The organism is candidate division KSB1 bacterium (assembly GCA_024655945.1).
Classification (GTDB): domain Bacteria; phylum Zhuqueibacterota; class Zhuqueibacteria; order JANLFK01; family Oleimicrobiaceae; genus Oleimicrobium.
This window is the reverse complement of record JANLFK010000011.1, coordinates 60,173-73,903: the sequence shown is the minus strand read 5'-3', so window position 1 is coordinate 73,903 and position 13,731 is coordinate 60,173. Positions and strand designations below refer to the sequence as shown.

Genomic DNA, 13,731 nt, shown 5'->3' with positions numbered 1-13,731 from the left:
GAACCCTGAACGCTTCCACAACAGCACAGCCCCTTCGTGGACGGCAACGGCCGCATCGGCCGCTTGCTCATCTGGCTGTTGCTGGTGCAGTGGGGACTGTTGCCGCTGCCGATGCTCTACCTGAGCGCCTATTTTTATCGCCACCGCCAGGATTACTATGACCTGCTCTTGGGGGTAAGCGAACGGGGCGCGTGGCGTGATTGGCTGCTCTTTTTCCTGCGCGGTGTGGCCGAGCAGGCAGGTAATGCCCTGAGGCGCGCCAGGAGACTGCAGGACTTGCAGGAAGGATGGCACGGCCGCCTCGCCCAGGCGCGGACCTCTGTTCTGGCTTTACGCCTGGCGGATTCGCTTTCTGCTAACCCAGTTCTTACGACTCCACAGGCCCAACGCTTGCTCCGGGTTGGTTCTTATCATGGCGCGCAAAAGAATGTAGAAAAACTGGTGAGCGCTGGCATCCTCCGCCCGGCGGAAGAGACGACGTATGGCAAGACCTACATGGCTGCCGAGATTTTGCGGATCATCCACGATGAATAAGACATGAGGTGAAATTGCACTTTTCGGCCGAAAGGTGCAATTCTTGGCCGAGGAGTTGCACACAAGTGCAAATCTGGACTCGCAAGAGAGGTTCCAATGCCCCAGTTGAACATCGTCCTGGCCGAGCGCAGGCCGGAACGCGATTTCGTGCGACAGTTGATCAGACCTGAAAACGCCTCCGCGATAGATGCCTGGATCAAATCCACCGATCAAGGATTCTACGAAATCGAGTATGCCTGGCGCAAAGGCGAGCATCCCAAGCGCGGCTACTTCAACCCAGAGTTTTCATCAAGAAAGGCAACGACATTCTGGTCGTGGAAATCAAAGGTGACGAGGAAATAGACGGCCCTTCGGACGAGAACAAGGGCAAGTACCGTTATGCTCGTCAGCATTTTGAGACGCTGAATCAGCAGCAGGGCGAATGCCGCTACTCTTTCCATTTCCTGAGGCTGCGGGATTATGATGCTTTCTTCCAGTTCCTGCGTGAGGGAAACTATGGGTCATTTGTTTCTGGCCTGGATGCCGCATTGGGGTACAACACTCACGGTTAGGGAGGATGCATTACAGGTCGGCATAGCAAGGGGCAGTCCGGTGCCCGCCTCTGGCCGCTGGGCCCGCGCCAGGGTTGGTTGGTCTTTGTAGAAAACGTCCTGACGCCGAAGGAGGGCGTATTGCAAAGCTCTGCGCCAGTGGCGAACTCGACCACCTACTGCGGATCAATTGCGACAAGAGCTCGAGCATAGATGGTGAAGTCACCCATGAGCGAGAAAGCAGACCAACAGCACCCCGTCCAAGGGCAGGAAAGCGTGCGCCTTGACAAATGGCTCAAGGTGGCGCGCATCTTCAGGACGCGCGCGCAGGCGGCCAAGAGCTGCGAAGAGGGGAAGGTCAAGGTGAACGGCCAAGTGGCAAAACCTGCGAAGGCGATCCGGGCCGGGGATACGGTCACCGTGAAGCACAAGCACCTCTATCGCACGTTCGATGTGCTCCAGGTGACGGCGAAAAGCCTCTCAGCCGAAAAGGCGCGGGAACTGTACCGCGAACATCAGCAAGAGCTTTCCCCGGAATCGCAGGAGCTTCTGGAGCTCTACCAACGGGCGCGGCGCGTGCGCCCGCCATTCAAGGGTCGTCCTACCAAGAAGGAACGTCGCCGCCTCGAGCGCTTGCGAGGGTGGTAGCCCGCTCACTTACCAGTTGCCAGTCATCAGATACTCGTGCATGGCGTTGGCGGCGCGTCTCCCCTGTCCCATGGCTAAGATCACCGTAGCTGCGCCCAGTACGATGTCGCCGCCAGCGAACACCCCCCGCTTAGAGGTTTTGCCCGTATGCTCGTCGATGATGATACCCCCCCACTTGGTGACGGCAATGTCCGGCGTGGTCTGGGGAATGAGCGGATTGGGGCTATTGCCAATGGCAACAATGACTGCGTCCACCTCCATGATGAACTCGGAGCCAGGCACAGGAACCGGACGCCGCCGCCCCGATTCGTCGGGCTCTCCCAGCTCCATCTTGATGACCTCCAGTCCCTTCACCCAGCCGCGCTCATCGCCCAGCACGCGCACCGGCGCCATGAGCAGGTTGAATTGCACGCCCTCTTCCTTGGCGTGCTCAATCTCCTCCAATCGCGCCGGCATCTCCTTTTCCGAGCGCCGATAGACGATGATCGACCGCTCTGCCCCCAGGCGGAGCGCCGTCCGCGCGGCGTCCATGGCTACGTTTCCCCCGCCAATGGTCGCCACTCTCTTGAAAGGGAAGATCGGCGTATCTGCCTCTGGAAAGTCGTAGGCGCGCATCAAGTTGGCCCGAGTGAGGTACTCATTGGCCGAGTAGACCCCAAGCAGATTCTCCCCGGGGATGCGCATGAAGTTCGGCAGACCGGCGCCGGTGCCGACAAACACGGCGTCATACTCCTGAAGAAGCTCGTCAAGGCTTCTGGTCTTGCCCACGACGAAATTGGTTCTGAGGGTGACACCCAGGCGAGTGAGATAGTCGACTTCGGCTTCGACGATGGCCTTTGGCAGACGGAACTCGGGGATCCCGTAAACGAGCACCCCTCCGGGCTTATGCAGCGCCTCGAAGATAGTCACCTCGTGCCCACGCAGGATGAGGTCGCCGGCCACGGTCAGTCCTGCGGGCCCGCTTCCTACCACGGCCACGCGCTTTCCTGTCTTGGGCGGCAGGGTAGGCAGCTCCACGGCACCGTGCTCACGCTCCCAATCGGCCACAAAGCGCTCCAGCTTGCCGATGCCCACGGACATCTTCACGTCCTTGTGGCTCTTGGTCAGGGTACACTCTTTTTGGCACTGCTCTTCTTGGGGGCACACACGGCCGCACACGGCTGGGAGCACATTCTTCTCTTTGATGCGCCGAGCGGCGGCCACAAATTCCCCTTGCTCGATGAGGCGAATAAACCCAGGAATGTCGATCTCCACCGGACACCCAGCCACACACGGTCTGGTTTTACACTGCAGGCAGCGTTGCGCCTCGCGGATGGCCTGCTCCGGCGTGTAGCCTAACGGCACTTCCCTTTGGTTCCTGATGCGCTCGTTGGGGTCTTGTTCTGGCATGCGCTGCGGCGGGATCTGCAGCCGCTGTTTTGGCGTCAGTGTCTGTTCCATACCGTTCTCATGCCCTCGCTTTCTTCTCCGCCCAGTACCGTTCCAGTGCCTTGCACTCCAGCTCCTTGTACATGCCCAACCGCTTTTCCATTTCGTCCCAATCGACCTGATGGGCATCGAACTCTGGTCCGTCGACGCAGACGAACTTGGTCTTGCCACCGACGGTGACGCGGCAGCCGCCGCACATGCCCGTGCCATCGATCATGATGGTGTTGAGGCTGGCAATGGTGGGGATTTGGTGCGCGGCGGTAAGCTTGCTCACCATCTTCATCATCACTGCCGGCCCGATGGCAATGACCAGGTCGATCTTGCGGCCCTGCCGGATCAGTTCCTGGAGGGCATCGGTGACAAAGCCCTTCTTGCCATAGCTGCCGTCGTCGCTGGTGACGATCACCTCATCGCTCACGCTGCGCATCTCTTGTTCCAGGATGAGCAGCTCCTTCTTGCGCGCGCCCAGAATGGAAATGATGTAGTTGCCAGCGGCACGCATGGCCTGCGTGATGGGGTAGATGGGCGCAATGCCGATGCCACCGCCGACACTCACCACCGTGCCGACCTTAGCGATGTGCGTAGGTGAGCCAAGGGGGCCCACCAGGTCAACCAACTTGTCGCCCACCTCCTTCTCGGCTAACTCATAGGTGGTTTTCCCCACGCTCTGGGAAATGAGGGAGATGGTGCCTGCCCGCGGGTCGGCATCGGCAATGGTGAGGGGAATACGCTCGCCCAGGGGGTTGACGCGGATTATGACAAACTGTCCAACCCGCCGCTTCTGGGCAATCTCCGGTGCGTACACCACAAAGCGGGTGACGTCTGGGGCAAGCACCTCCTTGCTGACGATTTCGTTGAGCTCCATACCGGCTCCTCTTGCTTCCATCCCACTGCGCTCCTGCACCCTACCGCAGCGAAGGATGGAATATAGCAAAACCGGGAAAGCTTTGCAAAGAATTTTCGGCACGTGCGCTGGGAGCTGCGGTTCGTCGTGTAGGGGGCGTGCTTTGGCGCCGGCAGCGCGTTCGCGACGTCTCGGCAACGAGGTGGCCTTTTCCAAGCTCAGTTGTGCAAGGGGCTGGAGCGCGAGGTTGGCGACGGTGCCGAACACTTGCTCAGCCGGAAACTCGAGGGCGGGACACCGTTTCTTGTCTGAAGAGAGTCTTCTCGATGCAGGGCAACCGGAGGGCAACCTGGAGCTTACTGGTCACGTTGGCCATGCGCCGCAATGAGGCGGGATCCGTGGGCAGCTCCCCATGCCGGAAGGGCCTTCGCGCCGCAAGAAGAGGGGTACGTGCGCAAAAGGTGGAACTTGCCGGCAGCCACGCGGCTCCCCGACGAATGCTCTGCCCTCTGCGGTCAGCGACGCGACTGCAGTGCCTTGTAGCGACACGGAGAGGCCTCTATCTGCCCTTCAGCCGCCGTGGCCGGCGCCGGCACAGCGCTCGAGCCAGTTCTTGAGGACAGTCAGGCCGGCTCGACCGCTCTTTTCGGGGTGGAACTGGACCGCCCACACCTGGCCGACGCCCACCGCGGAGGCGTAGCGGATGCCGTACTCGGTCCACCCAACGACCTTGAGCGTGTCCTCAGGCACGGCCGAGTAGCTGTGCACAAAGTAGAAATACTCACCAGGGACAAGCCCGGCGAACAGAGGGCAGTCGGCCTTGAACTCCACGTTGTTCCAGCCGATCTGCGGCACGCGCCGTCCTTGGAAACGGCGGCATGTGCCTCTGAGAAAGCCAAAGCCAGCTGCGCCGGGCGACTCCTCGCTCCCCTCCAGCAGCAGCTGCAGACCTAAACAGATGCCTAAGTAGGGGCGGCCAGCGTCCAGCCAGGCCCGCAGGGCGCCAAAGAGGCCCGCCGCATGGAGGTGCTCAACCGCGTGCCCGAACGAGCCCACGCCGGGTAAGATCAACCTGTCCGCGAGCTCCAATTCCTGCGCGCCACGAACAAGCCGGTGCTCCACGCCCAGGTAGGATAGGGCTTCGCTCACCGAGCGCAGGTTGCCGGCGCCATAGTCAACTATCCCGGTCATCGATCAGTCCTTTTGTGCTGGGGACCTCACCAGCGGCGCGAGGATTGACCTGGCAAGCCATGGCGAGGGCCTTGGCGAAGGCCTTGAAGATGGCCTCCATCTTGTGGTGGTCGCTGCGGCCATAGGGCATGCGTACCACCACGTTGCCTCCCAATTGCACGGCGAAGGCATAGAAAAAGTCTTCCAGCAGGTCCGAGTCGAGGTCGCCGCAAAATTGGCGACTGAAGTGGACATCGTACTGCAGGTAAGGGCGGCCGCCGATGTCCACGGCCACCACGGCCAGTGCCTCGTCCATGGGGTAGACGAAGTAGCCGGCGCGGTTGATGCCGCGCTTGTCGCCCAAAGCCTGGGCAAAGGCCTTGCCCAATACCAGCCCGCAGTCCTCGAGCAGGTGGTGCTGGTCCACGTGCAGGTCGCCGCTGGCGCTGAGGGTGAGGTCAAAGAGCCCGTGCTTGGCAAAGGTCTCGAGCATGTGCGTGAGCAAGCCGATGGGGGTTGTGACGTGCGCCTGTCCCTTGCCGTCGATGCTAAGTTCGACGATAACCTCAGTCTCGCGGCTGCGCCGCTCCGCGCGGGCGCTGCGCTTCACCTGAGCACCTCCTCTATGCAGTTCACATCCGGGATGACTGCTGCCGCGCCGTGGCCGCGCAGCAGGGCCATGCAGGCTGCGCCTTCTTCTCCCAGCTGGTTGGCGAGCACGGCGATGGGCACCACCTTCGCCGCTCTGGCCGCAACGATGTCGTCGACGGTGTCGCCCACGTACCAACCCTCTTGTGCACCCAACTTGGCCAAGGCAAGGTACAAGCCATCCGGGTGGGGCTTCTGTCGGTCCCAGGGCAGGTCATCCATGGTCACCACTGCGCCAAAGAGGTGCTGCATGCCGGCGCGCTGCAGTGTCCAGGCTGCTTCGCGGCGGGGTCTGCCAGTCACCACGCCCAGCGCGTATCGACCAGCCAACCGCATGGCCACCTCCGCACGCAAGAGCCACTGCTCATTGGTGATCAGCCCGTCAAAGTTGCGCCCCAGGTAGAATTCCTGGAACACGCTGACGATCTCTTGCAGAGGGACATCCACGCCCTGGTCGTGCAAGACTCGGCGCGTCAGCTCCCAGTCGTTGTTGCAGCCTCCGGCGTCCTTGTACGCCTGGATCTGCGCAGGCGAAATGGCCATTCCCGAAAAGTGCTCCACCGTCGCCGCGATGGCCCGCCGATAGGAACCGGACACCTCCACGAGCACCCCGTCCATATCGAAGAGCACGGCCTTCATGCCAACTCCACAAGCGAAGCCCGCAGGGCTGCCAAGAACGCCTGGTTCTCGGCAGGAGTGCCAACGGTGACGCGCAGCCAGTCGCTCAAGGCGTCCCCGAAGGATCGCACCAAGACGCCGCGCCGGCGTAAGGCAGAGAAAAGCGTCGCCGCGGGCACGGCCTGGTGGCGGAAGAGCACAAAGTTCGCGCGCGAGGGCACTGCCTGGACCCCAGAAATGCTCGGCAGCACCGCCAGGAGCTCTTCCCTCTGGCACACCACTTCCTGGATCTCCTTTTCCAGCAACTTGCGGTGCGCCAGCATCACCTCGCCGGCGATCTGCTGCAGGATACCCACCGAGAAGGGCAGCCGCGCCTTTGCCAGCTCGGCCACCACTTGCGGCGGCCCCAGAAGATAGCCAAGCCGCGCGCCTGCCAGCCGCAAGGCTTTGGAGAATGTGCGCAACAGAACGAGGTTGCTGTAGCTGCGCAGCAGGGGCAAGGCGGTCTCACCGTGGAACTCGAAGTAGGCCTCATCCACGCAGACCAGGCAGTCCACCCGTGCAACCAGCTCCTCGATGTCGGAAACGGCCATCCAGGTGCCGGTGGGATTGTTCGGTGTGGCGAAGATGACCAGGCGCGCCCCATGAGCAGCAGCCACCAGCGCCTCAGGGTCGCAACTAAAGTCCGCCCGAAGTGGTACTTCCCGTACACATGCTCCCAAGATGCGGGCCACTCGACTGTAAACGGCAAAGCCAGGAGTGACGGTGACGATGGTGTCGCCACTCTCACACGTTGCGGAAATCACCGTTTGGATGAGCTCGTTTGAGGCGTTCCCCACCAGCACGCACTCGGCGGGCACCCCGGCATAGGCCGCGATGGCTGTCACCAACGCCCCTGCCTCTCCATCCGGGTAGCGCTGCCACGAGGCAGCGGCCAAACGCGCCAGAATTTCCCTCTTGAATTGGTCCGGCACGTCGCGGGGGAACTCATTCTGGTTGAGCTTAACCATCTGCGCATCTTGCGGCACCTCGTAGCGCGACAGCTCCCGCACCCGCTGTTTGATGAGGCTCATATGATGACCTTCTTGAACTCGTACTCGAGAATGTCCGTGGCACCCATCTTCTTGAGCAGAGGGACGAGGCGGATAATCTCAGAGCGGCGCACGGCTGCCTTGACTGCGTACCCCTGCTCTCCGTACAGCTGCGAGATTGTCGGCGCTCGCATGCAGGGAAGCAGGCGCACCACCGCCTCCAGCCTTTCCGCCGGCACATTCATCTCCAACATCACCCTCTCGCGCGCGTTGAGCACCGCCGTAAAGAGCATCACCAACTCTTCGATCTTTTCCCGCGTGCGCTCGTCTTGCATGACGCGGGCATTGGCGATGAACCGGGTCGAAGACTCCATCACCGTGGCCACGATGCGCAACCCGTGTTCTCGGAGCGTCTGGCCGGTGGCGGTGTTATCGATAATCATGTCGGCGTCTTCCGGCGGAAATGCCTCGGTGGCACCGTAGGTGCGGAGGAGAATAAAGTCGTACCCCTGCTCGCTGAGGAACTGACGGGAAATGCGCTCATACTCGGAGGCAACGACCAGACGGCGGCTGCGCAGCTCTGCGGTCTTGAGCTGCGCCGGCACCGCCGCGACAATGCTCACCGGATCCAGGCGCAGGTCCAGGAGTTCTTCCACCTGCGCCCCGGTCTCCACGATCCAATCCAGGCCGGTGAAGCCGCAATCGTGGGAGCCGAGCTCGACAAGTTGGGCGATGTTTTGCGGCTTCATAATCTTCACCTGCAGCTCCGGGTCGTTGACGGCCGGCACGTACTGCCGGTCGTTTTCCCGCAAGACAAAGCCCGCGTCGGTGAGAAGCTGCACCACGCCATTGTGGATGCGACCTTTGGGAATGACCAGCCTAATCTTGCGCATGCTTTCCTCTTCCGGTGATGACCCGTACCAGCTCCTCCAAGCCGCCCAGGTAACCGTCGGCTCCCAACCCGACAATTTGCGCAACACACACCGGCGCAATCACCGAGACGCGTCGGAACTCCTCTCGCGCGTGGATGTCCGACAGGTGCACCTCAACTACCGGCAGCGCCACCGCTGCGAGGGCGTCCCGCAGCGCGTAGCTGTAATGAGTCAGAGCGCCGGGGTTGATCAGAATGCCGTCTGCCCATTTTCGCCGCCGCTGAATGAGGTCGATGAGCCGGCCTTCGTGGTTGGATTGCGCGATCTTGACCCGCACACCGAGGGTGCGTGCGTGCCTCCTGATGAGTGCGTTGAGCCCACGCAGCGTCATGGTGCCGTAGATGTGCGGCTCACGCTCGCCGAGCAGATTCAGGTTCGGCCCGTGGAGGACGAGGACCCTCATCCGTCACCTCCTGCCCAAGGCATACGCGATGGCGGCCATGAGTTCCTGCTCCGTCACGTCGGTAATGACCTGCGGCCAGCCGATGCCCCGCAAACCCACAAAGTGCAGCGCCCGGGCATAATGCTTCTTGTCGGCAGCGACAAATTCCATCACTGCGGAAGGGGCTACGCGCGACAGATCCACTGAGCACGGCAGCCGATTCAGGAGCTTGATGACCGCTCGGAACTGCTCATCCGCTAAAAGCCCCCTTTGCGCGGACAGCCAAGCTGCCCCACGCATGCCCACGAGCACCGCCTCGCCGTGACGGAGCACCCTGAACCTGGTGGCGGCCTCCAGGGCATGCCCGATGGTATGGCCAAAGTTGAGCACCCGCCGCATCCCCTGCTCGCGCTCGTCTCTGCTGACGATGCGCGCTTTCACCTGGCAACATTCACTGATCACCCAGGCAAGAGCTTTCTCGTCCTGGAAACTCAGCAAGGCCTCCAACTTCTCCTGCAACACCTGGAACAGCGCTGGGTGGGCGACGATGGCATATTTGAGCACTTCAGCAAATCCCGCACGCAGATCGCGCCTCTTCAAAGTCGCGAGCACAGTCGGGTCGATGAGCACGCAGCACGGATGATAGAAGGTCCCGATGACGTTCTTTGCGGCCGGGTGATTGATCCCCGTCTTGCCGCCCAATGCGCTATCTACTTGTGCAATGAGGGTGGTGGCAATCTGCACCAAGCGCACCCCACGCAGGTACGTTGATGCCACAAATCCTGCCAGGTCGCCAACCACCCCTCCACCAAGCGCGACCACCGTGGCACTGCGATCGAGCCGGTCCTCTATAAGCTTTCCCCACAGCCACTGGCAGGAGCGCAGCGACTTGGACGCCTCACCCGCAGGCACGGCGTACTGGGTCACTTCCACCCCGGCTGCCCGGAGACTCGGGCTCACTTGCGGGCCGTAGAGGGGAGCCACGTGGCTATCGGTGACCAGCGCAACACGCCGGCCCACCAGGCAAGGGGCGAGCAGTTCCCCCACCCGTGCGAGCAGGCCCATTTCGACGTGCACCGGGTAGGAGCCGGTGCCTACTTTGACCTCAATCGTCTCCATCCTGTTTCCCCAACACCACCAGCAGTCGACTCACCAGGGCTTCGGTCGTGCTCTTTTCGTGCACACGCAGAACCACCTGCGCCTGGCGGTAACGCGGCTCCCGCTCCGCCAACAGGCCTGCAATGGCCCGGGAACGCTCCTCTCCCTCAAGTCCCCGTAGCAGCGGACGCACTCTGTCCTCGGCAAGTCGGCGGGCCAAGAGTGAGGCGGTGCATTCGAGGTACACGGTGGTCCCACTCCCTTGCAGCCGTCGCCAGTTTTCGCTATCCATGACCGCGCCCCCGCCGACTGCAGCCACCTGGCCGCTACGGCTGCTCACGATTTGGATCACCTGCCGCTCGAGCTGCCGAAAATGACCTTCACCTTCTTGAGCGAAAATGTCGGCGATGCGGCGTCCGGTCAGTTGCTCGACGAGCTGGTCGGTGTCGACAAAGGTCATGCCCAGGCGTGCGGCAAGGGCTCGGCCGAGGCTGCTCTTGCCTGCGCCCATGAAGCCGATGAGGTAGAGGTTACCGGACCGTGGCGCGCTCATAGGCTGCAAGCAGTTCAGGCAGTGAGTCGCCGCCGAACTTTTCCAAGATGGCATCGGCAAGCACCAGTTTGACCATGGCCTCTGCGACCACCGCAGCCGCCGGGACCGCACACACATCTGCCCGCTCACGAAGAGCCGCCTCGGGCTTGCCATCGCGCAAGTCCACAGAACGCAAGGGGCGGGCAAGCGTCGGTATCGGTTTCATGGCAGCGCGCAGCACGATGGGCTGGCCGTTGCTCACGCCGCCCTCGATGCCGCCTGCCCGGTTGCTGGCCCGTGCTAGCCTGCGCCGCGGCCGGGGGCTGATCTCATCGTGGACTTGCGAACCGCGCAGGTCTGCGGCTTTCGACCCCAGGCCGATCTCAACACTCTTGATGCCGGGAATCGACATCACTGCCATGGCCAAGCGCCCGTCCAGGCGGCGGTCCCAGTGCACATAGCTGCCGAGTCCCGGGGGCACGCCCACAGCCACCACTTCGAGCACGCCACCGACGGAGTCGCCCGCCTCGCGTGCCTCATCGATTGCTGCGATCATGCGCTTCTCGTCCTCAGGATCCAGGCAGCGCACCGGCGATTTGTCCGCCTGCGCCCACACTCTGCGGCACCACTGCAGAGCACGGCGACCAGCAGCTGCCGGCGTCTCATCCGTCGCTTGCCAGCGACTCCAGTGACCAGCAATGGCCGTGACGTGGCTGACCACGCCAATAGCCACTTGTTCCAGAAGCTCGCCGGCGATCGCTCCCAACGCTACCCGCATAGCGGTCTCGCGGGCGCTGGCCCGCTCGATGACGTCGCGCAGGTCGGCATGCCCGTACTTGAGGGCACCGGCAAGGTCCGCGTGACCCGGGCGCGGCACCGTCACCGGCTCAGGTCGTTGGCCACATGCTTCTACAGCCATGACCTCCTGCCAATTCTGCCAGTCCCGATTGGCTACGATGAGTGCTACCGGAGCGCCGGTGGTGTACCCTGCGCGCACGCCGGCAACAATCTCCACGCGGTCCTGTTCGATGGCCATGCGACCGCCTCTCCCGTAGCCCGCTTGCCGACGACGCAATTGGCGGTCAATCTCCTCCCTGCGCACCGGCACCTGGGCGGGCATCCCCTCCAGAATGCCTACCAGTGCCTTGCCGTGCGACTCGCCTGCAGTGAAGTACCGCAGTCTACGCATAACCCTGCAGTTCCTTGCTGAGAAATGTGCGCATCTCGGTCATGAATTCGCCCTCCTTTGCCGGACGGCGGCCGGTCCAGAGTGCCATCGCCTCCACCGCTTGGAAGATGAGCATGTCCAGGCCGGGTATGGTCTGCGCCCCGCGTCCTGCCGCCTCCCGCAGCAAGCGAGTGTGCAGGGGATTGTAAACTAAGTCGAACACCACTATGCCCTTGCCGAGGAAATTGCCCGTCACGGGCGATTCGTGATGCCGGGGCCACATGCCGCAGGGCGTCGCGTTGACCAGGAGCGCCGCACCCTCCAGACTCCGGGCGAGAGCAGCTTCCTCCCACGGGAACACGGTCAGCTCAGTCTTGCCGCACGATTCGGCCAATTCGCTGGCAAGTCGTTCTCCTCGGGTCGGTGTGCGGCTGTGGATGTGCACAGCTGCCGCCCCCATCTGCGCCAGCACCCACACCACCGCGCGCGCGGCGCCCCCCGCGCCCAGTACCACGACCTTGCAGCCACGCACGTCCACCCCACGCCGCCTCAGGGCCAGTTCCACCCCGGCAGTGTCCGAATTGTACCCAAGCAGTCGTCCCTGCTGGTTGACGATGACATTCACGGCCCCCACTGCCCGGGCCTCTGGGGAAACCTCGTCCAGCAGCGGCAAGACCGCCTCTTTGTGCGGGATGGTGACATTGACCCCCCTCACGCCGAGCGCCCTTAGCCCGGCCACAGCCTCGGCCAGCTCCTCGCGGCGCACCCGGAAGGCATGGTAGCAACAGTTCACGCCAAGGACGTGAATCAAGTTCCCATGCAGTAGAGGCGAAAGGGAATGGTCCACAGGATCGCCGATGAGCCCGAGCGTCTGGGTGTGCGCGTCAGCCACGGCGCAGCTCCTCGAGCAAGTCGAAGAAGCCAGGAAAGGAGATATCCACGCACTCGGCGTGGCGGATCACAGTCGGGCCGTGGGCGAGCAACCCGGCAACCGCAAAGCTCATGGCGATGCGGTGGTCGCCGAAGCTGTCCACCGCGGCCCCCTTCAGCTTCTGAGGTCCGGGGATGACGAGCCCGTCTTCGAGCTCCTGCACCTCGGCGCCCATGGCCCTGAGATTGGCGGCCACAGCCCGGATGCGGTCACTCTCCTTCACGCGCAACTCTCTTGCGCCTTGGATGCGAGTCTCCCCTTCGGCCTGGGTGGCCACCACCGCCAGCACCGGCAGCTCGTCAATCAGGCGCGGGACAAGCGCACCGTCGATTTCCACGGCACGCAGCGAACCTGCCTCTACAAGGAGATCGGCCACCGGCTCCCAGGCCTCCGCCTGTTCTTCGAGAACTATCCGCGCGCCCATCTTCCTCAAAACCTCGAGCAGGCCGCTGCGGGTCGGATTGACGCCTACTTTTTCGACCCGCAAAGCGGACCCTTCCACCACCGCGGCCGCTGCCAGGAGAAGGGCTGCCGAAGATATGTCCCCCGGTACCTCCACGCTGGCGCCCTGCAGCCGTGCCGGCCCACGTACGGCCACCGCTCTGCGGTCCACGCTTACTGCCACGCCGAAGTGGGGCAGCATGCGCTCGGTGTGGTCACGCGTGGGCGCTGGCTCCACGACCTCGGTTGTGCCTTCGGCAAAGAGGCCGGCCAACAGCACCGCCGATTTGACTTGAGCGCTGGCAACCGGCATTGCATAGGAGATGGCCGTGAGCTTGCCGCCCTGAATGCGCAGCGGTGCGAAGCCTCCGGGCATAGATTCGATGCGCGCGCCCATCATGGCCAAGGGCTCGATGACGCGCGCCATGGGCCGCCGCCGGAGTGACTCATCCCCGGTGAGGGAGGCGGCAAACTGCTGACCGGCCAGAACGCCGGCAAGGAGTCGCATGGTCGTCCCGGAATTGCCCGCGTCGAGTACGGCGGGCGGCGGCCGCAAACCGCGCAGGCCCACGCCGTCCACGCTGGCCTCGCTCCCGCACACCCGGATCGGCACTCCTAAGGCTTGCAGACACGCTATCGTGCTCTGCACGTCCTTGCCCGGGCAAAGGTTGCGGATGTGCGTCCGGCCCTCGGCTATGGCGCCACAAATCAGGGCCCGATGGGAAATCGACTTGTCCCCTTGCACCCTCACCGTGCCGCGCAGCGCACCGCCTCCTCTGATCTCCCGGTCCATGGC

General features: G+C 63.1%; 17 protein-coding genes. 4 read left to right on the top strand and 13 right to left on the bottom strand.

Annotated features, from left to right (window positions below; all coding sequences use genetic code 11):
* Positions 1-36 precede the first annotated feature (36 nt).
* The 4 genes from NUW13_12835 to NUW13_12820 all read left to right on the top strand — a co-directional run bounded on the left by NUW13_12835 (position 37) and on the right by NUW13_12820 (position 1,712).
* Positions 37-534, top strand: coding sequence for a hypothetical protein (locus NUW13_12835; GenBank protein ID MCR4439902.1), 498 nt, complete (start codon positions 37-39; stop codon positions 532-534).
* A gap of 105 nt (positions 535-639) precedes the next feature.
* On the top strand, positions 640-876 hold the full coding sequence (locus NUW13_12830) for a hypothetical protein (GenBank protein MCR4439901.1): 237 nt from the start codon (positions 640-642) through the stop codon (positions 874-876).
* Complete coding sequence (locus NUW13_12825) at positions 849-1,085, top strand: hypothetical protein (protein ID MCR4439900.1); 237 nt, start codon at positions 849-851, stop codon at positions 1,083-1,085. The genes NUW13_12830 and NUW13_12825 overlap by 28 nt, the downstream gene beginning before the upstream one ends.
* 207 nt (positions 1,086-1,292) lie before the next feature.
* Positions 1,293-1,712 carry an RNA-binding S4 domain-containing protein gene (locus NUW13_12820; GenBank protein ID MCR4439899.1) on the top strand — a complete coding sequence of 140 codons (420 nt, stop codon included), beginning with the start codon at positions 1,293-1,295 and terminating at the stop codon, positions 1,710-1,712.
* Positions 1,713-1,721: 9 nt separating this feature from the next.
* Here the strand turns inward: NUW13_12820 and gltA are convergent, their stop codons facing one another.
* The 13 genes from gltA to aroA all read right to left on the bottom strand — a co-directional run bounded on the left by gltA (position 1,722) and on the right by aroA (position 13,728).
* On the bottom strand, positions 1,722-3,152 hold the full coding sequence (gltA, locus tag NUW13_12815; protein ID MCR4439898.1) for an NADPH-dependent glutamate synthase: 1,431 nt from the start codon (positions 3,150-3,152) through the stop codon (positions 1,722-1,724).
* Between the two features lie 7 nt (positions 3,153-3,159).
* Complete coding sequence (locus tag NUW13_12810) at positions 3,160-4,026, bottom strand: sulfide/dihydroorotate dehydrogenase-like FAD/NAD-binding protein (protein MCR4439897.1); 867 nt, start codon at positions 4,024-4,026, stop codon at positions 3,160-3,162.
* A 528-nt stretch (positions 4,027-4,554) separates the two neighbouring features.
* The gene (gene hisH / locus NUW13_12805) at positions 4,555-5,175 is read right to left on the bottom strand and encodes an imidazole glycerol phosphate synthase subunit HisH (GenBank protein MCR4439896.1); all 621 of its coding nucleotides are present in this window, start codon (positions 5,173-5,175) and stop codon (positions 4,555-4,557) included.
* A complete protein-coding gene (gene hisB / locus NUW13_12800) occupies positions 5,159-5,764 on the bottom strand; it encodes an imidazoleglycerol-phosphate dehydratase HisB (protein ID MCR4439895.1) in 606 nt (201 codons plus the stop codon). The genes hisH and hisB overlap by 17 nt, the downstream gene beginning before the upstream one ends.
* Positions 5,761-6,441: a TIGR01548 family HAD-type hydrolase gene (locus tag NUW13_12795; GenBank protein ID MCR4439894.1), complete on the bottom strand. Its 681-nt coding sequence runs from the start codon at positions 6,439-6,441 to the stop codon at positions 5,761-5,763. Before NUW13_12795 ends, hisB begins: the two co-directional genes overlap by 4 nt.
* Positions 6,438-7,493, bottom strand: a complete 1,056-nt coding sequence (hisC, locus tag NUW13_12790; GenBank protein MCR4439893.1) for a histidinol-phosphate transaminase — start codon at positions 7,491-7,493, stop codon at positions 6,438-6,440. Before hisC ends, NUW13_12795 begins: the two co-directional genes overlap by 4 nt.
* Positions 7,490-8,344, bottom strand: coding sequence for an ATP phosphoribosyltransferase (gene hisG / locus NUW13_12785; protein ID MCR4439892.1), 855 nt, complete (start codon positions 8,342-8,344; stop codon positions 7,490-7,492). The genes hisC and hisG overlap by 4 nt, the downstream gene beginning before the upstream one ends.
* Positions 8,331-8,786 (bottom strand): type II 3-dehydroquinate dehydratase, encoded by a 456-nt coding sequence (gene aroQ, locus NUW13_12780; protein ID MCR4439891.1) that lies wholly within the window; start codon positions 8,784-8,786, stop codon positions 8,331-8,333. Before aroQ ends, hisG begins: the two co-directional genes overlap by 14 nt.
* 3 nt (positions 8,787-8,789) lie before the next feature.
* Positions 8,790-9,884, bottom strand: coding sequence for a 3-dehydroquinate synthase (aroB, locus tag NUW13_12775; GenBank protein MCR4439890.1), 1,095 nt, complete (start codon positions 9,882-9,884; stop codon positions 8,790-8,792).
* Positions 9,871-10,416, bottom strand: a complete 546-nt coding sequence (locus NUW13_12770) for a shikimate kinase (protein ID MCR4439889.1) — start codon at positions 10,414-10,416, stop codon at positions 9,871-9,873. The genes aroB and NUW13_12770 overlap by 14 nt, the downstream gene beginning before the upstream one ends.
* On the bottom strand, positions 10,394-11,575 hold the full coding sequence (gene aroC / locus NUW13_12765) for a chorismate synthase (GenBank protein ID MCR4439888.1): 1,182 nt from the start codon (positions 11,573-11,575) through the stop codon (positions 10,394-10,396). The genes NUW13_12770 and aroC overlap by 23 nt, the downstream gene beginning before the upstream one ends.
* Position 11,576: 1 nt before the next feature.
* Positions 11,577-12,455, bottom strand: coding sequence for a shikimate dehydrogenase (locus tag NUW13_12760; protein MCR4439887.1), 879 nt, complete (start codon positions 12,453-12,455; stop codon positions 11,577-11,579).
* Positions 12,448-13,728 carry a 3-phosphoshikimate 1-carboxyvinyltransferase gene (aroA, locus tag NUW13_12755; protein MCR4439886.1) on the bottom strand — a complete coding sequence of 427 codons (1,281 nt, stop codon included), beginning with the start codon at positions 13,726-13,728 and terminating at the stop codon, positions 12,448-12,450. Before aroA ends, NUW13_12760 begins: the two co-directional genes overlap by 8 nt.
* Positions 13,729-13,731: the final 3 nt, after the last annotated feature.